The sequence below is a fragment of the Winogradskyella psychrotolerans genome, assembly GCF_018860545.1.
Lineage (GTDB): Bacteria > Bacteroidota > Bacteroidia > Flavobacteriales > Flavobacteriaceae > Winogradskyella > Winogradskyella psychrotolerans_A.
Window position 1 is genome coordinate 68,392 of sequence record NZ_JAHKPN010000014.1, and the last position, 23,087, is coordinate 91,478.

17 protein-coding genes are annotated in these 23,087 nt (G+C 32.7%); 11 read left to right on the top strand and 6 right to left on the bottom strand.

What is annotated here, in order from left to right:
- The first annotated feature begins 4 nt into the window (after positions 1–4).
- The 6 genes from mgtE to KO515_RS07665 all read left to right on the top strand — a co-directional run bounded on the left by mgtE (position 5) and on the right by KO515_RS07665 (position 4,825).
- Positions 5–1,378, top strand: a complete 1,374-nt coding sequence (gene mgtE, locus KO515_RS07640; protein ID WP_215935790.1) for a magnesium transporter — start codon at positions 5–7, stop codon at positions 1,376–1,378.
- Between the two features lie 191 nt (positions 1,379–1,569).
- The gene (locus KO515_RS07645) at positions 1,570–2,508 is read left to right on the top strand and encodes a 2-hydroxyacid dehydrogenase (protein WP_215935791.1); all 939 of its coding nucleotides are present in this window, start codon (positions 1,570–1,572) and stop codon (positions 2,506–2,508) included.
- A gap of 29 nt (positions 2,509–2,537) precedes the next feature.
- Positions 2,538–2,996 (top strand): DUF1801 domain-containing protein, encoded by a 459-nt coding sequence (locus tag KO515_RS07650; RefSeq protein WP_215935792.1) that lies wholly within the window; start codon positions 2,538–2,540, stop codon positions 2,994–2,996.
- Between the two features lie 65 nt (positions 2,997–3,061).
- Positions 3,062–3,448 (top strand): VOC family protein, encoded by a 387-nt coding sequence (locus tag KO515_RS07655; RefSeq protein WP_215935793.1) that lies wholly within the window; start codon positions 3,062–3,064, stop codon positions 3,446–3,448.
- A gap of 21 nt (positions 3,449–3,469) precedes the next feature.
- Positions 3,470–4,234: a sulfite exporter TauE/SafE family protein gene (locus KO515_RS07660; RefSeq protein WP_252723810.1), complete on the top strand. Its 765-nt coding sequence runs from the start codon at positions 3,470–3,472 to the stop codon at positions 4,232–4,234.
- Between the two features lie 90 nt (positions 4,235–4,324).
- A complete protein-coding gene (locus tag KO515_RS07665) occupies positions 4,325–4,825 on the top strand; it encodes an NINE protein (RefSeq protein WP_215935794.1) in 501 nt (166 codons plus the stop codon).
- A gap of 60 nt (positions 4,826–4,885) precedes the next feature.
- On the opposite strand, the gene KO515_RS07670 is transcribed toward KO515_RS07665, so the two are convergent.
- From KO515_RS07670 to KO515_RS07685, 4 genes are read right to left on the bottom strand one after another with little or no spacing between them, the layout of a single operon-like run.
- Positions 4,886–5,902 (bottom strand): carboxypeptidase-like regulatory domain-containing protein, encoded by a 1,017-nt coding sequence (locus tag KO515_RS07670; RefSeq protein ID WP_215935795.1) that lies wholly within the window; start codon positions 5,900–5,902, stop codon positions 4,886–4,888.
- Positions 5,889–7,721 (bottom strand): GNAT family N-acyltransferase, encoded by a 1,833-nt coding sequence (locus tag KO515_RS07675; protein ID WP_215935796.1) that lies wholly within the window; start codon positions 7,719–7,721, stop codon positions 5,889–5,891. The genes KO515_RS07670 and KO515_RS07675 overlap by 14 nt, the downstream gene beginning before the upstream one ends.
- Before the next feature lie 20 nt (positions 7,722–7,741).
- Positions 7,742–8,992 carry an aspartate kinase gene (locus KO515_RS07680; RefSeq protein ID WP_215935797.1) on the bottom strand — a complete coding sequence of 417 codons (1,251 nt, stop codon included), beginning with the start codon at positions 8,990–8,992 and terminating at the stop codon, positions 7,742–7,744.
- Positions 8,992–9,468 carry a GNAT family N-acetyltransferase gene (locus KO515_RS07685; RefSeq protein WP_215935798.1) on the bottom strand — a complete coding sequence of 159 codons (477 nt, stop codon included), beginning with the start codon at positions 9,466–9,468 and terminating at the stop codon, positions 8,992–8,994. The genes KO515_RS07680 and KO515_RS07685 overlap by 1 nt, the downstream gene beginning before the upstream one ends.
- 124 nt (positions 9,469–9,592) lie before the next feature.
- Here KO515_RS07685 and fbp point away from each other — a divergent pair, with 124 nt between their 5' ends.
- A complete protein-coding gene (gene fbp, locus KO515_RS07690; RefSeq protein WP_215935799.1) occupies positions 9,593–10,597 on the top strand; it encodes a class 1 fructose-bisphosphatase in 1,005 nt (334 codons plus the stop codon).
- 76 nt (positions 10,598–10,673) lie between these two features.
- Here the strand turns inward: fbp and KO515_RS07695 are convergent, their stop codons facing one another.
- On the bottom strand, positions 10,674–11,105 hold the full coding sequence (locus KO515_RS07695; RefSeq protein ID WP_178986623.1) for a TerB family tellurite resistance protein: 432 nt from the start codon (positions 11,103–11,105) through the stop codon (positions 10,674–10,676).
- A 263-nt stretch (positions 11,106–11,368) separates the two neighbouring features.
- Between KO515_RS07695 and mfd the strand changes: the two genes are divergently transcribed.
- The 4 genes from mfd to KO515_RS07715 all read left to right on the top strand — a co-directional run bounded on the left by mfd (position 11,369) and on the right by KO515_RS07715 (position 22,016).
- Positions 11,369–14,701, top strand: a complete 3,333-nt coding sequence (mfd, locus tag KO515_RS07700; RefSeq protein WP_215935800.1) for a transcription-repair coupling factor — start codon at positions 11,369–11,371, stop codon at positions 14,699–14,701.
- Positions 14,698–15,561 (top strand): DMT family transporter, encoded by an 864-nt coding sequence (locus KO515_RS07705; protein ID WP_215935801.1) that lies wholly within the window; start codon positions 14,698–14,700, stop codon positions 15,559–15,561. The genes mfd and KO515_RS07705 overlap by 4 nt, the downstream gene beginning before the upstream one ends.
- Positions 15,562–15,618: 57 nt before the next feature.
- Positions 15,619–16,920 (top strand): TlpA family protein disulfide reductase, encoded by a 1,302-nt coding sequence (locus tag KO515_RS07710; RefSeq protein WP_215935802.1) that lies wholly within the window; start codon positions 15,619–15,621, stop codon positions 16,918–16,920.
- A 659-nt stretch (positions 16,921–17,579) separates the two neighbouring features.
- On the top strand, positions 17,580–22,016 hold the full coding sequence (locus KO515_RS07715) for a chemotaxis protein CheB (protein WP_215935803.1): 4,437 nt from the start codon (positions 17,580–17,582) through the stop codon (positions 22,014–22,016).
- A gap of 95 nt (positions 22,017–22,111) precedes the next feature.
- Here KO515_RS07715 and KO515_RS07720 read toward each other — a convergent pair whose 3' ends face one another.
- Positions 22,112–23,077: a nicotinic acid mononucleotide adenyltransferase gene (locus KO515_RS07720; protein WP_215935804.1), complete on the bottom strand. Its 966-nt coding sequence runs from the start codon at positions 23,075–23,077 to the stop codon at positions 22,112–22,114.
- Positions 23,078–23,087: the final 10 nt, after the last annotated feature.

The window sequence follows — 23,087 nt, forward strand, 5'->3', positions numbered from 1 at the left end:
TTAAGTGGAAGAAACTCAAGATAACATACAATTTCAGCTAACCGATGAGCTTATTGAAAAGGTAGAAGTTCTTGTCGACGAAGAAAACGACAAAGATTTAAAAACCTTGCTAAATGAGTATCACCACGCGGATATTGCTGAAATTTTAGATGATTTAGATAATGATGATGCCGTTTATGTTATAAAACTTCTCGATTCTGAAACGACTTCAGAAATCCTTATGGAACTCGATGAGGATATCCGAGAAAAGATACTTAGAAATCTTTCCACTAAAGAAATTGCCGAAGAGGTTGAAGAATTAGATACCGATGATGCGGCAGATATGATTGCCGAACTGCCAGAAGAACGGCAAGCGGAAGTGATCGCCTACATAGAAGACCACGAACACAGAGATGAAATTCAAGAACTTTTAGCCTATGATGAGGATACAGCAGGTGGTCTTATGGCTAAAGAGCTCGTTAAAGTTTATGAAACTTGGACCGTTGCCGGTTGCTTACGCAGAATTAGAGGGCAAGCCAAAGATGTAACAAGAGTACACTCTGTGTATGTGGTGGACAGAAACGATAAACTTATTGGCAGACTGTCTTTAAAAGATTTAATCATTTCTAAAAGCGATACAAAAATTGCTGATATTGCTAAAGACAATGTGGATTGGGCTCATGTAGACGACGATGTGGAAGATGTCGCTAAAATAATGGCGAAATATGATTTAGAAGCCATTCCTGTAATTAATGACAACCAAATTCTTGTAGGCCGAATTACCATTGATGATATTATAGATGTTATCCGTGATGAAGCCGATAAAGATTATCAATTAGCAGCAGGTATTTCGCAAGGTGTAGAAGCCGATGACAGTATATTTAAGCTCACCAAAGCACGACTACCTTGGTTGTTTATTGGTATGTTCGGAGGTCTTGGTGCGGCCAGTATTATAGAACAGTTTAATGATAATATGGGCAATTTCATTGTGTTGCTCAGTTTTGTACCTTTAATCCAAGCGACTGCCGGAAACGTAGGTGTACAATCGTCTGCTATTGTTGTTCAAGGTATTGCCAATGGGACTATTGACGGTAAAATTCTAAAACGATTATTCAAAGAATTTTTATTAGGATTAGTAAATGGTGTGGCCATTTCACTTGTTGCCATTCTTATAACACATTTTATATTCGGAACACCATACATTGTATCCATAACCATAAGTATTGCCTTAATCGCCGTAATTGTAATGGCTGCGCTTATAGGTACTTTTATTCCTATTTTTCTAGATAAAAGAGGGATTGATCCTGCCGTTGCAACCGGACCTTTTATCACCACAAGTAATGATGTTTTTGGAATATTAATTTACTTTCTAATTGCGAAGTTGATTCTTGGTATTTAAAATGATTTGGGCGTTACCACAAGGGTCGCGCTTTCCGTTGCAATCTTTTGCAAAAAAGCAAAAGGATTTTCACTGCAATCGCTAACGCAAAACTTTGTAACTTTACTTCAACATATTAATAAGGCCTAACAGGTTTCAACAAACGAGCAGGTCTAAACTTAAAAAAGATACCTGCTTTCGTAGGCATTACCATGAAAATACTACACCTAGATTCTAACCATCCTTTACTTCTAAATCAACTTAATGAATTAGGATTCATCAACCACGAAGATTACACGTCTTCAAAACCTGAAATTGAAGCTAAAATTGCGGAATATGATGGCATGATTATCCGAAGTCGATTTAGTATTGATAAACAATTTCTGGATGCCGCCAAAAACCTCAAATTTATTGGGAGAGTTGGCGCGGGCTTAGAAAATATAGATTGTGATTATGCTGAAACAAAAGGCATCTATCTCATTTCTGCACCAGAAGGCAACCGAAATGCTGTGGGTGAACATGCTTTAGGCATGCTATTATCACTTTTCAATAAACTCAACAAGGCTGATAAAGAAGTTAGGGAAGGTAAATGGTTCCGTGAAGACAATCGTGGCTTAGAGTTAGATGGAAAAACCGTAGGAATCATTGGTTATGGAAACATGGGAAAAGCATTTGCTAAAAAATTAAAAGGTTTTGATGTAGAGGTTTTATGCTATGACATCAAAACAAATGTTGGAGATGCCAGCGCCAAACAAGTTATTCTCGAAGAATTAAAAGCAAAAGCCGATGTGTTAAGTCTTCACATACCGCAAACCGATTTAACCCTGAACATGATCAATTCAGATTTTATAAATGGATTTAAAAAATCGTTTTGGCTTATTAATACGGCTCGTGGTAAAAGTGTTGTGACTCAAGATTTGGTTTCGGCATTACAATCCGGTAAAATTCTAGGAGCCGGATTAGATGTTTTAGAATATGAAAAATCATCCTTTGAAAATTTATTCACGTCCAAAGACATGCCAAAAGCTTTTCAATATTTAATAGCATCAGGAAACGTTTTGCTTTCGCCACATGTTGCAGGCTGGACTGTTGAGAGTCATATTAAACTCTCACAAACTATCGTTGATAAGATAAAAGCAAAATTTAATTAATTCACTAGATTTTAAAAACCATTGTATCTATGACCATCAAAGCTACATCACCTGAAGATTATATTAAACAAACCCCTGAAGAGCGCCATAATGCCCTAAATACTTTAAGGCAAGTCATTAAAACAAATTTACCAGAGGGATTTGAAGAAGGCATGCAATACAACATGATTGGTTATTACGTCCCACATTCTGTTTATCCTGATGGCTATCATTGTGATCCAAAAACACCATTACCATTTATGAGTTTTGCTTCTCAAAAAAATTCAATTAATCTTTATCATAGTGGCATTTATGCCCAACCTGAATTGCACGATTGGTTTGTAAATGAATATCCAAAACATTGTAAACGAAAATTAGACATGGGCAAAAGCTGCATTCGATTTAAAAAAATAGATGACATTCCTTATCAATTAATTGAGGAACTCGTACAAAAAATGACGTGTGATGAATGGATAAACATCTATGAATCTGCCCTAAAGAAAAAGTAGAAACAAGGAGAAGTATAATAGTTATGAGCTCAACTATTGAGATCCTAACATAAATTCAAAATAAAATGAAAAAACGCGTTACTGGAATAGGAGGATTATTCTTTAAAACTAAAGATCCAAAAGCCGCAAAAGATTGGTATAAAAAGCATTTAGGCTTTAATACAGATGATTATGGATCTACCTTTTGGTGGCAAGATAAAGAAGGAAAAGAAGCCTCTACACAGTGGAGCCCTTTTGCAGAAGACACAAGATATTTTGAGCCTTCAAAAAAAGACTTTATGTTTAATTATAGAGTAGAAAATCTTAAAGAACTATTAGCTACGCTTAAAGAAGAAGGAGTTACTATAGTCGGAGACATGGAAGAATACGATTACGGTAAATTTGGTTGGATCCTAGATAACGATGGTAATAAAATTGAACTTTGGGAACCTATAGATAAAGCATTTTTATAATCCCTGTTTAAACCTTTACTGTTGTCGTATTTAGAAATTCTTCAATCCTATAATTTAACTGTATTTCAATGGATGGCCATTGCTTTTGCCGTTTTTTTATTGGGTTTATCCAAATCTGGAATAAAAGGAGTAGGCATCATTCTCATTGTTATACTGGCGTTTGTTTTTGGTGAAAAAGCGTCTACAGGCATCTTACTTCCTATGCTCATTTGTGCCGATATTTTAGCCGTTATCTACTACAACAGACATGCCGATTGGGGTGTAATCAAAAAACTGATTCCATGGATAATTGTGGGCGTTTTAGTCGGAGTTTGGGTTGGTAATGATATTTCTGAATTCGTTTTTAAAAGGTTAATGGCTATTATCATACTCATTTCAGTACTTATCATGTTTTACTTTGAAAAGCGAAAATCTAGCGATGTACCCAATAATAAGTTCTTTTCGGTAGGCATGGGATTTTTAACTGGTTTTGCTACGATGATTGGCAATTTAGCAGGTCCTATTTCCAATATATATTTTTTAACCATGCGTTTTCCAAAAAATGAATTTATTGGCACTGCTGCCTGGTTATTCTTTATTATAAATGTAATTAAACTGCCGTTTCATATTTTTATTTGGGAAACCGTTAGTGTAGAATCACTAGTTTTAAATTCCGTTTTAATTCCGGCTGTAGCTTTAGGTTTCTTAGTAGGTACACGCATTGTAAAACGTATTTCAAATGTTAATTATAGACGTTTTATTTTAATTGTGACCACTATTGGAGGTCTAATTATGTTGTTTAGATAAAAAATTACAACGCTATTTTAGCACCTCATAATGTTTAATAAGGTTCATAATATTTTACTAACTTTATGCTCTAATCAAAAAAATATAAAAATGTCAGATGATAACAAAAATTTAGGCGACGATCTTAACGATATGTTGGACGATGCTAAGGATAATGCTCGCAAATCAGGCGATAAAATAAGTCAAAAGGCTCATGAGTTTTCGGATGACGCCAAAGAACTTGGACGTGAAGCCAAGGAAAAAGCATCTGAATTTGCAGGAGAAGCAAAGGAATCTGCCAAAGAGTTTTCTGATAGTGCTAAAGAAACATTTAATAATGTTTCTGGTGACAACAAGAAGGTTTTAGCTGGTATATTAGGTATTATTTTAGGAGCCTTTGGTGTACATAAGTTTATATTAGGTTACAACAAAGAAGGTGGAATTTTATTAGGAATAACCCTATTAGGTATTGTGTTATCTTGTGTAGGAATTGGAGTTATTGTTGTTTGGCTTACGTGCTTAATAGGTTTAATTGAAGGCATAATATACCTCACGAAATCTGACGAAGAGTTTTACAACACCTACCAAGTTGGTAAAAAACCATGGTTCTAAAATAGTTTCAAAATAGTCACAATATATAAAAACCCAGAATTAACCTTTTGGGTTTTTTATTTACTCTTTTTTAACTAACCCAAAACTTAACGGTAAGGTATCACCTATTCTTTGATCGCCCATTACACCACTAAAATACACACCCACTATGGGAGTATAATTACCATAAGTGTCAACAAAAAATTCTGGGATTTTTAATTGAATTTCAGATTGATCATTTTTATCAAAAAGAATAGTCACCTTTTCTTTTAAAGATACGCGCTTAGAATTTTGCCCCTCTATCTCCTCAACAGTAAAAAAAGACCATTCATCAACTCTAAATGATTCACTAAATATCCAAAAACCTTCGTCTTTAAGGTTTTCGTTATAAAGTGAACGCATAAAATGTTGTGTAGATCCTTTGTAAGCTTTAATTCTGTGTTTTAGCGTTTTCTTTTTAGTCGTATCTAAATCTTTATAAAATGAAGTTCCAAAATAGGTAACATAGTCTACTGTAAACCTAAGGACATTAAGATCTGCATATCTAAAGCGAGTTTCAAACTCCATTAAATCATAAGCAATTTCATATTGCAAAGCTTTATTTACAATCTTAAGTGGCGCTTTAGAGCTTGCATATAATGATCTATTAAGTTTATCATATTTTAATACTAAAGCCTCTTCATTTAAAATTTTACACGACTTACCAAACTTAGAAGTTCCTAAAAATTCTTTTCTAAATAGTCGCAACTTTTGTTTCCTCGTCAATCCATCATCGTATTCTAAATGGACCTCATCTAATGCATTATCAGCTTCAATGAGTTCAATACGGATTTCATTTTGACCTCTATAATTTGAAATTAAAACCTTTTCAAAACCTAAATAAGAAATGACTAAAGTAGATTGTACTGCGTCTGAATACGTAATAGAAAATTCACCATTACTGTTGGTTGTGGTACCAATTGTTGTATTATTAAAGAAAACAGAGGCCGTTTCAATAGGCTGTTGAGTAATTTTATTAATTACACGACCTGTTAGCGTTTGTGAGACACAAAAAAAAGGACATAATAGAATTACAATAGTTATCTTACTTATCCTCATTGCTATCCACAAACTTGCGTTCTAATTCAGCCTGAAACTCTTCCATTACAGGTCTAACAGTGCTATCTGGTAAGTCTGCAATTTTAATATACATTAAGCCATCTACCGCATTATTAAACAACGGATCTACATTAAAAGCTACAAGTCTAGCGTTTTGTTTAATATACTTTTTGAGTAACACAGGAAGTCGCAATGCTCCTGGTTCTACTTCGTCAATTATTTTATCGAATTTATTTAAATCGGCTTCAGTAGCATCAAACACAAAATCTTTATCGGCATCTTTTAGTTTTACTTTAAACTCCTTTTTAGGATGCACATATTGCGCCACATAAGGATCGTAATAATGAGATTTCATAAACTCAATCATCAGACTTTTTGAAAAATTCGAAAACTGATTACTGATACTTACACCACCTATTAAATACTTATGTTCAGGAAAACGCAATGTAATATGTACAATACCTTTCCAAAGTAAGAATAAAGGCATTGGTTTTTGCTGGTATTCTTTAATGATAAAGGCACGACCCATTTCTATAGATTGGCTCATCATTTTATGCAATTCGGGTTCAAATCGGAACAAATCTTGAAGATAAAAACCATCAATTCCAAAACGTTCGTAAATCTTAGACCCTAGACCCATTCTGTAGGCACCTGCAATTAAATTTTTCTCGTTATCCCATAAAAACATGTGATGGTAATAGGTATCAAATTTATCTAAATCAATAGCTTCATTAGTACCTTCCCCGACTTCTCTAAATGTAATTTCTCTAAGCCTTCCAATTTCTCTTAAAATATTAGGAATATCTTTTGCCGAAGCTAAAAACACTTCGTAATTTTTACTTTCTAGCAACCTACAATCGCTCACTCTAAGTTTATCTACCTCAGCAATCATTACTTTTGGAGCAATAGGTGTCACAATTCGCTTTGGTATTTTAGCTACTTTTAATTGAGATTGAATGTTATCTAAAATCTTAGGTTTATCTTCAAATGTTTTAGACAACATATAGGTTTTGCGTCTTAAAAATTCTGAAAACTCCGGAAGCGTTGGATGTAGTTTTTGATCTTTAACAGAAATTGCCTTACCTACTCTTACCTTAATAATACGACGTTTTTGAGTTAAGACTTCTGAAGGTAACTTAGCCGTTCTTAATGTACCGCTTAATTTAGAGAGTCTGTAAAATAATCGACTATTTTTAGCATGAAAATAAATAGGTACTACAGGGACTTCAGCCTTCTGAATTAATTTCATAGCAGCAACTTCCCACTCTTTATCTACCACCAACTTTCCATCTTTATATGTAGAAACTTCACCAGCAGGAAACACACCTAAAGGATGACCTTCTCTTAAATGTAAAATTGCATTTTTAAAACCTGCAATACTACTCGCCGCATCTTTTCTACCTTCAAAAGGATTCACGGGCATGATATATGGTTTAAGCGGCTCAATACGATGCAATAGAAAATTAGCAATGATTTTAAAATCACTGCGCTGTTCAATCATTAACTTTAATAGTAAAATACCGTCAATACCACCAAGAGGGTGATTAGAGATTGTAATATAAGGCCCTTCTTTTGGTAGACGTTTCATGTCTTCCTCAGGTATTTCAAACTTAATCTGAAACTCTTCTAAAATAGCATCTAGAAAATCGACATTACTAAGATGTTTATTTCGCTTGTAAAACTTATTTATCGTAGATATTTTAAGGACTTTCATTAACATCCAACCCAAAAAAGTCCCCAAGAAACCATACTTATCAACATGGATTGCTTTTGCTACTTCTTTTGCGGTCACTAAACCAGTATCGGACGATTTCCCCATAAAACAAATGTAACAACTATTTATTTAGTAACAATCTGAACAGTACCTTGCGCTAACTGCTTTAACAACACCTCTTTATCTTTTTCAAGCTCTTTAACAACGATATCATTATAATGTCTAATAGTGTATAGATTCACATTATTATGACAAACAACCTTAAACTTGGCTTTTAAGTGTTGCAATAATTTCTCTAAATTATCATATAAATTATCGATACACACAGAAAAACTAATGGCAGAATTCTGAATCACATCAACCTTCATTTTGTACAAGTGTAACAAACTAAAAATTTCACTGATATTTTCTTCCATAATATATGAAAAATCTAAAGATGATAAAGAAATCAAAGTCTGATTTTTCTTCACAATAAAGCAAGGCACCGTTGGCTCTAGCGCTTTTCCTTTACTAACACAGGTTCCAGCTCCTTCAGGATTTAAAAACGACTTAACGTACAAAGGAATTTCTTTTTGCTGTAATGGCTGAAGGGTTTTTGGATGAATTACCGAAGCTCCGTAAAATGCCAATTCTATAGCTTCTCTATAGGATATTTGATGTAATAATTGTGCGTTTTCAAAATAACGTGGATCAGCATTTAAAACGCCTGGCACATCCTTCCAAATGGTAACACTATTCGCATTTAAACAATACGCAAATATGGCTGCCGTATAATCACTACCTTCTCTACCCAAGGTTGTGGTAAAGTTATTAGCATCACTTCCTAAAAACCCTTGTGTAATATTCAAAATATTTCTGTCTAAATGCGACGAAATATTATCTTGTGTAGCTTCCCAATTTACATTAGCACGTCTGTAATAATTATCTGTTTTGATAAATTCTCTAACATCAACCCAATTATTTTTTAAACCTATCTCATTGAAATAATTACTAATTATGGTTGTTGAAATTAATTCCCCATAACCAATAACTTGGTCATACACATAATTGTAATCCGGTGATTTATTAGCTTTAAAGAATGCATTTAATTCATCAAAAAGCGCTTTTATATCTGTAAATACTTGGTGACGTTTATTCTCAAATAAATCTATTAAAATATCATCATGGCATTTAATAACCTCATGAATGGCACTTTGTAATTCACCTTTGTTTTCAAAATAATTCTTAATTACCAATTCCATTCTATTCGTTGTTTTTCCCATTGCAGAAATCACAACTAAAGTGTTATCGTAACCTGTAGTTTTTAAAACTTTCGCTAAATTTTTTACACCATCTGCATCTTTTACCGATGCACCTCCAAACTTAAAAATGCGCATTATAATTGATTTAAGTAATTTTGAATTCCCTGTTCGTCAAGATGCACCACATCCCAATCGCGCTTTACATCTGCTCCTTTACTTTCATAGAACTTTATGGCTGGCTCATTCCAATCTAAAACCTCCCAACTGATGCGCTTAACACCAAGCTGCTGGCCATGCTTTACAACGGTATCCAAAAGAAGCGTTCCTACACCTTTACCTCTATAGTTTTCACTAACAATAAGATCTTCTAAATGCAAAATTTCACCTTTCCATGTAGAGTATCTTGGATATACTAAGGCGATACCTTCAACAACGTTTTCTACCTCACAAACAAAACATGTAAACTTCGGGTTTGATCCAAAACCATCAGTTTCTAAATCAGATACTGTAATTTCTACAGCATCTGCTTCTTTTTCATACGTTGCCAATTCTTGGATGAGTTCTAAAACTCTTGGCATATCTTCAATACGTGCTAATCTAGGTTGTTCCATTTTCTGAATAAAAGATTCAAAGATAATCTAAACTCACTTCACAAAACAATTTTTTAAACTACGAAAACGTTATAGTTTGCTAAAAAATGCGATATTTGTGTGCTACTAATCAATATAATACTTCATGTCAAAACGCAATCAAACTTTAGGTGAGTTCATCATCGAAAATCAAACCTCTTTTAAATATACTTCCGGAGAACTTTCCCGACTATTAAATTCTATTCGATTAGCCGCTAAGGTTGTGAATCATGAAGTAAATAAAGCGGGCTTAGTAGATATTATTGGTAATGCAGGCGACACTAACATTCAAGGTGAAGATCAGCAAAAACTAGATGTTTATGCTAATGACAAATTTATTCAAACGCTAACGAAAAGAAATATCGTTTGTGGTATTGCTAGTGAAGAGGAGGATGATTTTATTGCCATTAACAGCCAAGATGAAAACCATCAGAATAAATATGTGGTATTAATTGATCCGCTAGATGGGTCATCTAACATTGATGTCAATGTTTCGGTTGGAACCATTTTTTCTATTTATAGACGTGTGACGCCAATTGGAACACCAGTAAAAATTGAAGATTTTTTACAGAAAGGAAGTGCGCAAGTTGCTGCTGGATACGTGGTATATGGAACATCTACCATGCTAGTTTACACTACTGGAGATGGTGTTAATGGCTTTACACTTAATCCTGCTATTGGTTCGTATTATTTATCGCATCCTAATATGGAATTTCCTGAAGATGGTAATATTTATTCCGTTAATGAAGGTAATTATTCTGATTTCCCGATTGGTATTAAAAAATATATTAAATACTGTCAACAAGATGAAGACGAACGACCATATACAAGCAGGTATATTGGGTCTTTAGTTTCCGATTTTCATAGAAACATGATTAAAGGAGGGATTTACATGTACCCAAAAAGCACCAAGAATCCAAAAGGGAAACTGCGTTTATTATATGAATGTAACCCGATGGCTTTTATTGCAGAACAAGCCAAAGGTAAAGCAAGTGATGGCTTTACTAGAATAATGGACATTCAACCTACAGCATTACACGAACGTGTTCCTTTTATTTGTGGCAGTAAAAACATGGTAGAAAAAGCCGAAGAGTTTATGCGTAATAACTAATTACAACATACATATTATAAAAAAAAGCAACTATTACTAGTTGCTTTTTTTATGTATAATTAAGATGTGTAAACGACTACCTGTTCATATTTTTCATTTCTGCTATAAACGTATCAGAGTCTACCTTATCATGAGCAAGAGCCAAGGCTTTATCTGCAATATACTTTACGTTCTGAGAATGAAATCCTAATCCCACACATATTTTTTCTAATAACCAATGTTGATTTGGTCCTTCAATATCATCAGCCCAAACCATACGAGCTAAATCGTATAACCGCTCTAAACGGTGATCATAAGAATGTGGGGCATTGATAGGATGACTATTATAATCTTCTAAAATTTCTTTAAAATCAAGCTCAGAAATATCTAAACGCGTAGCTAAACGCTCTAAAAAAGCTTTCTCTTTATCTGAAATTACACCATCACTCATAGCAACTCTAACGATTGCTGCAAAATGGTCTTCGTTACGTTTTTTAAAACCGCTATCGAATAAATCTGAAAATGACATATATCTATTGTATTTATTATCTTATTATTAAATTGGGCACAAATATAATTCTATTCAAAGAATAACAGTGTCCTCATTTAAACTTTTTAAATTTTACAGAATCCAATTCACTCATAACCAAACCTTAGCTCTTTATAAAAGTAAAATTTTTCAATAGGACTACAAGAATCTCTTTGTGAATTTATAAATTTTATTCATTTGAGTTTTTTGAATATTCAAATGAATAAAATCATGTATTTTTGCAACTTCCAAACAAAAGAAACTTGAGTAAAGTATCTATTGCCCAAACATTCGTACAGACTTTGCAACTGCAAAATCTGCAAACTGCTATTGCCGCTTCCCAAACCAAGACACATTTAAAAGGCCTTGTGGGCTCATCGTTTTCAATTACGGTTGCCGAAGTTTTTAAAACTGCAGACCAACCCTTTTTATTAATTTTTGACGATAAAGAAGAAGCCGCATTTTATCTTAATGATTTAGAACAACTAATTAATGATAAAGATGTATTGTTTTATCCAGGCAGTTACCGAAGACCATACCAAATTGAAGAAACTAATAATGCCAACGTACTTTTACGTGCCGAAGTTTTAAACCGCATTAATTCGCGTAAAAAACCGTGTATTATTGTCACTTACCCAGATGCACTTTTTGAAAAAGTAGTTACTAAAAAAGAACTCGAAAAGAATACGCTAAAGATTTCTGTTGGCAACGATTTAAGTATCGATTTTGTAAACGAAGTGTTGTTTGAATACAAATTTAAGCGTGTCGATTTTGTAACAGAACCTGGTGATTTTTCAGTTCGTGGTGGTATTGTTGATGTCTTTTCATTTTCGCATGATGAACCTTATCGCATTGAATTCTTTGGAGATGAAGTTGATAGTATTAGAACGTTTGATGTAGAAACGCAACTCTCTACCGAGCGCATTAAAAAAGTGAGCATTATTCCAAATGTAGCTAATAAACAGATTGCTGAACAACGCGAAAGTTTTCTAAAATACATTTCGAATAAAACCGTTATTTTTTCTAAAAATGCATCACTCACATTTTCAAGAATTGATGATTTTTACAAGAAGGCTGAAGAGGCTTTTAACAATTTATCAAGCGATATAAAACATGCGTCTCCTAAAGAATTATTCTGTAATTCAGATTTGCTAAAACGACAATTTCTCGACTATCCTCTAGTTGAATTTGGATCTGAAGCTTTTTTCGCGCAGCAACTTATCGCCTTCTATACCAAGCCACAACCAACATTCAACAAGCAATTCAATTTATTAATTGAGGATTTAAACGAAAATCACGCTAACGGCATTACCAACTATATTGCTTGTGTTAGTGAGCAACAAGCCAAACGTTTTCACGATATATTTGATGATGCAGAGCAAACGGTGCATTATAAAACGGTAACGCTTTCATTATACCAAGGTTTTGTAGACACGGAACATCAACTCGCCGTGTATACAGACCATCAGATTTTTGATCGTTATCATAAATTTCATCTAAAAAATGGCTACGCGAAGAAGCAAGCCATCACATTAAAAGAACTCACAAATCTCGAAATTGGAGATTACGTCACTCATATTGATCATGGGATTGGAAAATTCGGTGGGCTTCAAAAAATTGATGTTGAAGGTAAAAAACAAGAAGCCATTAAATTGGTGTATGGAGAACGGGATATTTTATACCTCAGCATTCACTCGCTACATAAAATTACCAAGTTTAATGGTAAGGATGGTAAGCCACCAACGGTTTATAAATTAGGAAGCAAAGCTTGGGCAACTTTAAAACAAAAAACGAAAACTAGGGTTAAAGAAATTGCTTTCAACCTTATTAAATTATACGCTAAACGAAAATTAAAAAAAGGATTTCAATACGCTCCCGATAGCCATATGCAATTAGAATTGGAATCATCTTTTATCTACGAAGACACTCCAGATCAAATAACATCAACTGCAGCAATAAAAGCGGATATGGAAAGTGAGAGACCAATGGATCGCTTGATTTGTGGAGATGTTGGATTTGGTAAAACCGAAGTGGCCATTAGAGCTGCTTTTAAAGCCGTAGATAATGGTAAACAAGTTGCTGTTTTGGTACCCACAACCATTTTGGCTTACCAACATTCCCGAACCTTTAAGGAGCGTTTAAAAGATTTCCCAGTCACGGTAGATTATGTCAACCGTTTTAGAACAGCCAAAGAAAAACGTGAAACGTTAGAAGGCCTAGAAAAAGGAAGTGTTGATATTATTATCGGAACCCATCAACTCGCAAGTAAAAACGTAAAATTTAAAGATTTAGGATTACTGATTGTTGATGAAGAACAGAAGTTTGGTGTTTCGGTAAAAGAAAAATTAAAGACCATAAAGGAAAATGTTGATGTTTTAACCTTGACGGCCACTCCAATTCCGAGAACTCTTCAGTTTAGTTTAATGGCAGCACGCGATTTGTCGGTTATTAATACGGCTCCACCCAATCGGTACCCTATAGAAAGTCATGTCATTCGTTTTGGAGAAGAAACCATACGAGATGCCATTAGTTATGAAATTCAGCGTGGTGGACAAGTCTATTTTATTCATAATCGCATTGAGAATATAAAGGAAGTTGCTGGAATGATTCAACGTTTAGTACCTGATGCAAAAATCGGTATTGGTCATGGGCAACTCGACGGTAAAAAACTTGAAAACCTCATGCTCGCGTTTATGGATGGTGAATTTGATGTGTTAGTCGCTACCACCATTGTTGAAAGTGGTTTAGATGTTCCAAACGCGAATACTATATTTATTAATAATGCTAATAATTTTGGATTAAGTGATTTACATCAAATGCGTGGTCGTGTTGGTCGTAGCAACAAAAAGGCATTTTGTTATTTTATTACACCAGAATATTCTGCAATGACCACGGATGCTAGGAAACGTATTTCAGCCTTAGAACAATTTACAGAACTTGGAAGTGGATTTAACATTGCCATGAAGGATTTAGAAATCCGAGGAGCTGGTGATTTATTAGGCGGTGAACAAAGTGGATTTATAAATGATATAGGTTTTGATACGTATCAGAAAATTTTAAATGAAGCTATAGACGAATTAAAGGAAACGGAATTCTCAGATTTATATAAAGACGATGGTAAGCCGAAACAATATGTTAAAGACATGACCATTGATACGGATTTTGAATTGTTATTTCCAGATGATTACATCAATAATATTACAGAGCGTTTAAATCTTTATACAAAACTCAACGCCATAAAAACGGAAGAAGAACTAACGACATTTGAAACTGAAATTATAGATCGTTTTGGAGAATTACCAACGCAAGTTTCAGACTTATTAGATAGTGTACGCTTAAAATGGATAGCTACAAAAATGGGAATTGAAAAACTCATTATGAAACAAGGTAAAATGATTGGTTATTTTGTTCAAGATCAACAAAGTGGTTTTTATCAAAGTGACGCCTTTACTAAAGTTTTACAGTTTGTACAAACCAACGCTGTTAAGTGTAAAATGAAAGAAAAACAAACTAGAAAAGGATTACGTTTGCTAATTACATTCGAGAAAATTAAAAACACCAAACAAGCTTTATTGGCCTTAAAAGATATACAATGAACGAAAAAAGTCATTTAACCCATCTTTTATTACTCTTAATTGCCACCATCTGCCTCAGTACATCTGGTCCTTTAGGAAATTTTATAGACATGCCGACGCCTGTAATTATTTGGTGGCGTTCTATTTTAGCGGCATTCATACTTTTCTGTTTTTGTTTATATAAAGGCATTAATTTAAAAATAAACAATAAAAAAGACCGCTTCACATTTTTTATTGCAGCGCTTTTAATGGGTGGGCATTGGATCTTTTATTTCTATGCTTTAAAATTATCTAATGTTGCCATTGGTATGATTTCATTATTTACATTTCCTGTAATCATAGCGCTGTTAGAACCTTTATTTTCTAAAACAAAACTAGACCCTATTCACATCCTTTTAGGGGCAATGGTACTTCTAGGTATTTATGTTTTAGCTCCAGAATTTAATTTAGAAAACAGTCAGCTACAAGGTATTATGTGTGGTATACTTTCTGCAATATGCTATGCCGTAAGAATTTTAATGTTAAAAGACCATATTACCAAGTATAATGGGATAATGCTAATGTTTTATCAAGTGCTGATTTTAGCTGTAGTATTAGCACCAACATTATATTTTATGGATGCTTCAAATATAACGACACAATATCCTTATGTATTGATGCTCGCTATTATTACGACAGCAATTGGCCATACTATGTTTGTAAATAGTTTAAGCTATTTTAAAGCCAGTACGGCAAGTATTATTGGAAGCACACAACCTGTGTTTGGAATTATAATTGCCTTCTTTTTCTTGAATGAAATACCAACAAAACATACCTTTGTTGGAGGTGCATTAATTTTAGCCACAGTACTTATAGAAAGTATACGGTCTAAAAAGAAATAGAAGGATTAATATGGCTCAATTTTTGAAGCGCATTAAAAGATAAAACAGTATATACAAATGAAAAAAATCATAGTCGTATTAGTCGTATTGCCACTAATCACTTTTGCACAAAGTGTAACAGGCACATTTTCACCAGCTGAAGATTTTAGCTATGCATTTCTATATCATGCCACACCAGAAAGTGCCAACTATGTGAACCGAGGAGAATTGGATAGCATTGGTAATTTTGAAATTCAATTAGATTCTACCATAGCACCAGGTATTTATAAAATTGTATATGCGACTCCTCCTGAAGAACATAATTTTGATTTTATATATGACGGCAAAGAAACCGTTGCTTTTAAATTTAGTATGAGCAGAGGTGTTGAATTCACTCAATCTGAAGAAAATAAATTGTGGACCTCATATCTAAAAAGTATAGATATGGTGAACCAAACGATAAGTAATTATTACTCTAAAGACAACAACGACGAAAAAGGGTTTACGGCTATCTTTAAGACCTTAAAAGATACACAAACAGCTTACGAAGAATTAGCGAAAGATAAATTGGTTTTCAATTTTATTAAAGCTAATAGACCTTATATTCCTACGCAATATGAAGATATTAGCACCTATTCACAAAACCTTAAACAACATTATTTAAGTCAAGTCGATTTTAGCAACTATCTGCTACAAAGTTCGTCTTATTTAATAGATCGCGTTAGCGCTTATGTATTTAACATGGTTGCAAACCCTAATGAAGCAACCTACAAAGCACATGTAGATGATGTAGCTGCTGCAATTTCGAATAAGGATTTAATAATTAAGACAAGTTTATTAGAAATGTTATGGCATCGTTTTGTAGCATTAGACAATAACAATCTTGCCAATTATATTACAGAGAATTATTTATTGGATTTAGCAAAAGCCACAAACAACAACGTCTTAGAAGACATGATCACTTCTTTTAAGAATACCTCAATCGGAACAAAAGCACCCAATTTTGACATTACTATAGATGGTAAAAACACAAACTTACATCAAATTGAAGGCTCAGAAAACTACTTGATCGTTTTTTGGAGTAGCGCTTGCAGTCATTGTTTAAAGGAATTGCCTGAAGTAAAAAAATTAGTAGCCAACCAACCGCACTTAAAAGTAATCGCTTTCGGATTAGAAGACGACGACAGTAATTGGGACATAGAAATTAAAAAATATCCAGATTTTATACACCAAAAAGGTCTTGAAAAATGGGATAACCCAATTGTAAAAACCTATGGAATTTCTGCAACACCAACCTATTTTTTATTGGATGCATCAAAAACTATCAAGGCTAAACCAACTGATTTTAATGATTTAAAAACTATCTTAAAGTCACTATAAATTCTTTAAAACTCATCTTCTTGTTTTATTTTTCTAAGTAAAAAATCGGTATCTTATTTAAATGCTCGTCTTAAGCTTAATAAAAGCGGACTCTCCATGACTGTATTTTATAGTATATTTGTAACGATTATAAAATTTCATGATTTATCCTATTATAGGTTATGGTAAATCAATTCTGCATTTACCAACGGCAAAATATAAAATTAAGATAAAAAATCTTTACCGTAATTCCCTGAAAGACAATTACTTATTTTGTTTTTCCTCTAAAAAAAGAAAAACTGTTTTTTATAATCTTGTTAAGCTACAACTAGAAACCAACTTTAGAAACTTCATTTGTCATTTAAAAAAGACAACTAAAAAAACGACAACTCAGCTTTATAAACCATTGTTTACTGCATTAAAAGTTATGTAAATAGGGTTTGTTTTTTTATTTAAAAATATTACTCCTATAACAGTAAACTTACAACCCCAAAGTTTTATTTGCCTGACTAAATATTATACTCAAATTAATAAAACCTTTTTGTAATTTTTACCGTAAATACATAAACCCTTTAAACTATAAGAATCCTAGACAAAATTATGGAGATAGATACTATCTGTTTTCTTTAAAATGAATCCCTAAAAAGATTTTATCCCTAAATCTTTTAAAAAATAGCAAAATGAACAACAAAAAACCCAAATTTTATGTCGTTGGCATTGGTGCGTCTGCTGGTGGATTAGACGCCATTCAAAACCTATTTGACCATCTGCCTAACGATACAGGAATGGCTTTTATAATCATTCAACATCTTTCACCTGACTTTAAGAGTCTAATGCCCGAATTGCTTAGTAAGCATACTAAAATGCCTATTTTCACGGCAGAGGACAAACAAACCATTAATCCTAACTGCATTTATTTAAATCAAAATAGCAAAAATCTACATGTAAAGGGTTCTGAACTTTATTTGTTAGACAAAGGTCCTAAACACAATCTCAATTTACCTATAGATATATTTTTTCACACCCTAGGTGAAGAATATAAAGAACGCTCTATCGGTGTTATTTTATCAGGAACTGGATCTGACGGTTCTAGAGGTATTAAAACAATTAAAGAAGGTGGAGGAACAATAATTGTACAAGATCCTACAACCGCACAGTTTGATGGCATGCCTAACTCAGCTATTTCTACCAATACTGTAGATTACATTTTAAGTCCACAAAAAATAGCAGAAATATTACATAAAAATCCTGTTAGTAGACCTTTACTCCAAGAAGATTTTAATAAACACCCCTCTAACGAGACGTTAATTGACGATATACTTACTATTGTTTATAAGCACTCTGGGATAGACTTTAGAGAATATAAAAAGAATACGCTTTTAAGAAGAATTGAAAAGCGTATGAATATTAACAACATAGAACACGTGTTTGATTATGCTACTTTTTTATCAAGTAACGTAATGGAACAACAATCATTAAAAGAAGACTTTCTAATTGGCGTTACCCGTTTCTTCAGAGACACAGAAGCTTTTAAAAGCCTAAAAGAGAAAGTTATACCTGAAATTTGTAAAAACAGAAATAACGAAAGCACCATTCGGGTTTGGATTGCTGGGTGCTCTACAGGAGAAGAAGTATACTCTTTAGCCATTTTAATAGACAATTACCTAAGAACAAATCAGTTAAATATTGATTTTAAAATATTCGCAACAGACATTGATCCAAGAGCCCTTGCTATTGCAGGTGTAGGTATCTATAATGTAAATATTATAAATGAAATTGACAAGCATTACTTAGATCAGTACTTTATTAAAAATGCTGATAAAATTCAAATTATAAAACGCATTAGAGAAAAGATTGTATTCTCTAATCATAACTTAATAAAAGATCCTCCTTTTATAAGAATGGATCTTATTTCTTGTAGAAACCTACTTATTTATTTTGATGCTAAGATTCAAAAAAAGGTAATGTATAATTTTCAATTCGCTCTAAATCAATTTTCTTATTTGTTTTTAGGCAATAGCGAATCGTTAGGAGAAACTGCAAAACTTTTTAAAACTATAGATGTAAAATGGAAAATATTTCAAAATATTTCTCCTGCGAAGCAAATACCATCACATAGTACCAATTTAGATAGAATAACGACACTCGCTTACCAATATCCTCAGACCCCAAGAAGTGTACCTGCTCTAAATATAAAAGAAAGTCCAGAATTGGTTTTTCATAAATATTTAAGTCAGAAATTTAGTCCGGCCTCTATTTTTATCGATCAAGATTTTAATATTCTGTTCATAAATGGTGATGCAGGAAAACGTTTATCACATGGTTCTGGTCTTTTTCAGAATAATTTATTAAAAATGGTAAATCCTGATATCGCTGTTATCATTAGAAGCGGTATTAGAAGAGTTGAAGCTACTAAACAAGATGTGGTTATAGAAAGCGTTATGAATGAAACGGTTAACCAGACCTATTCTTTCGACTTAAATTTTCATGAAGTAAAAGACTATGATAATTTAAATAAATGCTATCTAATTGAATTTAGTAATGATGTCCTTTTAACGGAAAGCATACCTTTAATTATAGATAATATTAATTTAGACGAAGTTTCCAATCAACGATTAGAAGATTTAGAAACAGCGCTCAAAATAGCTAAAACAGAATTACAAAATGCTATTGAAGAATTAGAAACAAGTAACGAAGAGTTGCAATCTTCTAATGAGGAGTTAATGGCTTCTAACGAAGAGCTTCAAAGTACCAATGAAGAGCTACAATCTGTAAATGAAGAACTGTATACTGTAAATACAGAGATGCAGGAAAAAAATAAAGAGCTTACCAACTTAAATAACGACATAACTAACTTATTAGACAATACGCAAATTGCGACCTTATTCTTAGATACGGATTTACGTATTAGAAAATTTACGCCTGCACTTAAAGAAGTTTTTAATTTAGATGAAATAGATCTTGGAAGAACACTGTCTAGCTTTACGTCTAATTTTAAGGAAGACACCCGTAATTCTATTATTGAAGATTCTAAATTTGTTTTAGAAAAGTTAAAAATTATTGAAAAACAAGTTAAGGATCAAGATGATAATTATTACTTACTACGTATCAGCCCATTTATTACTTCTAATAAAATAATAAATGGAGTCGTAATTACCTTAAACAACATCAACAAGCTGAAAGAAACTGAATTACAACTTGTTGATACAGATATCAAATACCATAAATTATTTGAAAGCCTTAATGAAGGTTTTATGCACGCCAGAATTATTACTAATGATGAAGGTGAAGCTATAGATTGGGAATATATTGATGTCAATCCTGCTTTTGAATTAATTTTAAATTCAAAAGTAGATGACATAATAGGTAAAAGAATTTTAGAGATTATTCCAGATTTAAAAAGCGACCCTAACAATTGGTTAGCTAAATATGGGAAAACAGCTTTAACAGGTGAAAATCAAACCTTCGAAACCTATGTAGCAACTACGAAAAAGCATTATTTAATAAACATTTTTTCACCTAAAAAGGGAGAATTTGCTGGTACAATTTCTGACGTTACCGACTTAAAAAACAAAGAAGAAGCTCTAAGTAAAAGTGAAGCAGAATTAAATAGAGTCCAAGAATTAACTCATGTCGGTGGCTGGTATTTAGATCTTAAGACAGATAAAGTAATTTGGACAGGTCAATTGTATAAAATTTATGGTTTAGACCCCAATTTAGAACCTCCAAATTATACCGAACAGGAAAAAATATTTACACCAGAAAGCTGGTTAAAACTCTCTGATGCAGTAGAGAAAACTCAGAAAGACGGTATTCCGTATGAAATAGAGCTCAGTCTTTATAAAACTACTGGTGAAAAAATCTGGATTAAAGCTCAAGGAGAGGCGGTAAGAAATAAAAATGGAGAAATTAAAGCACTTAGAGGAGCTGCTCAAGACATCACACAACAAAAATTATCGGAAGTAGAACTTATAAATGCTAGGAAAGTTGCAGAAGAAGCAAACCTGCATAAAAACTATTTTCTTGCTAATATGAGTCATGAAATTAGAACACCAATGAATGGCGTTCTAGGATTTTCTGAATTGTTAAAAAATGACAGCTTAACTAAAGAAGAACGCTTCAAATATCTTGAAATTATAGATGGAAATTCTAAGCAACTCTTAAATCTAATAGACGATATTATTGATATTGCAAAAATAGAATCTAATGAGTTAAAAGTATCTTTCAACGATTGCAATATATCTAGTCTTATTAAAAACTTAGAAATTACTTATAATCAGTTAAAAATAGCTAAGCATAAAAAAGACATTGATTTTAAAACACACGTACCTGTTGAAAACTTGCGTATTATTACAGATGAGCAGAGACTGCAACAAGTTATTTCTAACCTTCTAAATAATGCTTTAAAATTTTCTGAAAAAGGCGAAATCTCATTCGGATTTGACGTCATTGATGATCATATTAAGTTCTTTGTCAAAGACGAAGGAATGGGTATTAAAAAAAGTAAGCAGATAGAAATATTTGAGCGTTTTAAACAACTTAATTATGAAAGCAATGCCAAATATGGAGGTACAGGTCTTGGCCTTACCATATGTAAAGGAATCTTAACATTATTAGGAGGTGATATCGCAGTGAGTTCTGAAGAAAATAAAGGCACTTTATTTGAATTTAAAATACCTGTTAAATACGCAAAAGCTGACACAAAGAAAAAACAAGCGACACTTCCTAGCAGAAAAGATTTTTTAGAAAATAAAACCATTTTAATTGCCGAAGATGATTCTCTCATAAGATTACTCTTTAAAATTGTATTAAAGGATTCAAAAGCAAATGTTTTATTTGCAACTACCGGTAAAGAAGCTGTAGAATTCTACAAGCAAAATGAAACCATAGATATTGTTTTACTTGACATTAGGATGCCTGTGATGAGCGGAATTGAAGCTCTAGAGAAGATTTTAAAAATAGATCCTAAGGCTAAAGTTATAATGCAAACAGCATACTCTATGCCTGATGAGAAAGAAAAATGCTATAATAAAGGTTGTTTAGGGTTTTTATCCAAACCCATAATAAAAGATGAATTATATTCAACGTTACATAAATGGATCAATTTAGAAGATTAACAGACTTGTAGTTAAATAAAAAACGCTCAGTAAAGAAAAGTCTTTATCTGAGCGTTTTGAAACTAAATAACCAACCAAATTTAGTTTCAATTCTATTATATCATCGAAACGGATTCTAAAGTGTTTCGAGTGTTTGTTCTATTATTTTCTACTTTCTTTGTGTTTTGCTTACGCTTTTTAAATCTATCGACGTCTGTTGTGGACTTGCCTTCAGCATCGGTACTTCTATAATATTGAATGTATCCATTGCCTCTAAATTCATATAATGTTCCAGAATTTGCATGAAACAGCTCTACTGTACTATCATTAATAACGCTCAATTCGAAGTATTCATTGTCGAAGAAATCATAATCTAATGTTAATGTTTTTAGATACCTATTTCCAGAGACATCTCCGACTCCATAATCACCTATAAAATCCCAATAGATGTTATTTGTGTTATAAACATTTTGATCTTGAGAACTTCTAAATGTAACATCGTTTCCTCCAGATAAAAACTGTAAATAATTCTCATTATCAAAATCGTTTAATGCTCCATAATTACTGGTATATGTTTTTTCCCAAGCTTCATATTCTTGTAGGAAATAGTGAATGTTATCATAGAAAATAAAATCATAATCAAAGTTAGATTTTTGGTAACCTTCTAAAAAATAAGACGTATCATTAAAAGGATTATATAATTCAATTGTGTTATTATCCACTTGATACACATCAAAACTATCATAACCATCAATAATGTGATCGACATCTAAAATCATATCATATGCATCGTAAGTTCCTATTTCTACACCATAACCATTACCTTGACTTCCAAAGCCCACCAAATTATTGTTGGCATACAAACGGCCGTTATTAAACGACACCGTAAATGCAATTTGTAAAAATGGGGTTTCTCCATAGCCTTGTGTTGCATTAATATCAACATACCATAAATCGTAAGAATCTAATAACTGATGTAGTGAAATTGTTGGTTCATCTATATAATAAGCCTCTTCTACATAACATGATGTAAATAGTGTTGTCATACATGCAAATCCTAATAGTAGTTTTATAGTCTTCATAATCTCATAG

What these genes read in the sequence shown, in the direction of transcription:
- KO515_RS07710 (WP_215935802.1), top strand. Translation starts at nt 15,619, where the DNA reads ATGAAAAAAATCATAGTCGTATTAGTCGTATTGCCACTAATCACTTTT.
- KO515_RS07665 (WP_215935794.1), top strand. Translation starts at nt 4,325, where the DNA reads ATGTCAGATGATAACAAAAATTTAGGCGACGATCTTAACGATATGTTG.
- KO515_RS07670 (WP_215935795.1), bottom strand. Translation starts at nt 5,902, where the DNA reads ATGAGGATAAGTAAGATAACTATTGTAATTCTATTATGTCCTTTTTTT.
- KO515_RS07655 (WP_215935793.1), top strand. Translation starts at nt 3,062, where the DNA reads ATGAAAAAACGCGTTACTGGAATAGGAGGATTATTCTTTAAAACTAAA.
- KO515_RS07695 (WP_178986623.1), bottom strand. Translation starts at nt 11,105, where the DNA reads ATGTCATTTTCAGATTTATTCGATAGCGGTTTTAAAAAACGTAACGAA.
- KO515_RS07705 (WP_215935801.1), top strand. Translation starts at nt 14,698, where the DNA reads ATGAACGAAAAAAGTCATTTAACCCATCTTTTATTACTCTTAATTGCC.
- KO515_RS07685 (WP_215935798.1), bottom strand. Translation starts at nt 9,468, where the DNA reads ATGGAACAACCTAGATTAGCACGTATTGAAGATATGCCAAGAGTTTTA.
- KO515_RS07715 (WP_215935803.1), top strand. Translation starts at nt 17,580, where the DNA reads ATGAACAACAAAAAACCCAAATTTTATGTCGTTGGCATTGGTGCGTCT.
- KO515_RS07680 (WP_215935797.1), bottom strand. Translation starts at nt 8,992, where the DNA reads ATGCGCATTTTTAAGTTTGGAGGTGCATCGGTAAAAGATGCAGATGGT.
- KO515_RS07720 (WP_215935804.1), bottom strand. Translation starts at nt 23,077, where the DNA reads ATGAAGACTATAAAACTACTATTAGGATTTGCATGTATGACAACACTA.
- KO515_RS07675 (WP_215935796.1), bottom strand. Translation starts at nt 7,721, where the DNA reads ATGGGGAAATCGTCCGATACTGGTTTAGTGACCGCAAAAGAAGTAGCA.
- KO515_RS07650 (WP_215935792.1), top strand. Translation starts at nt 2,538, where the DNA reads ATGACCATCAAAGCTACATCACCTGAAGATTATATTAAACAAACCCCT.
- KO515_RS07645 (WP_215935791.1), top strand. Translation starts at nt 1,570, where the DNA reads ATGAAAATACTACACCTAGATTCTAACCATCCTTTACTTCTAAATCAA.
- fbp (WP_215935799.1), top strand. Translation starts at nt 9,593, where the DNA reads ATGTCAAAACGCAATCAAACTTTAGGTGAGTTCATCATCGAAAATCAA.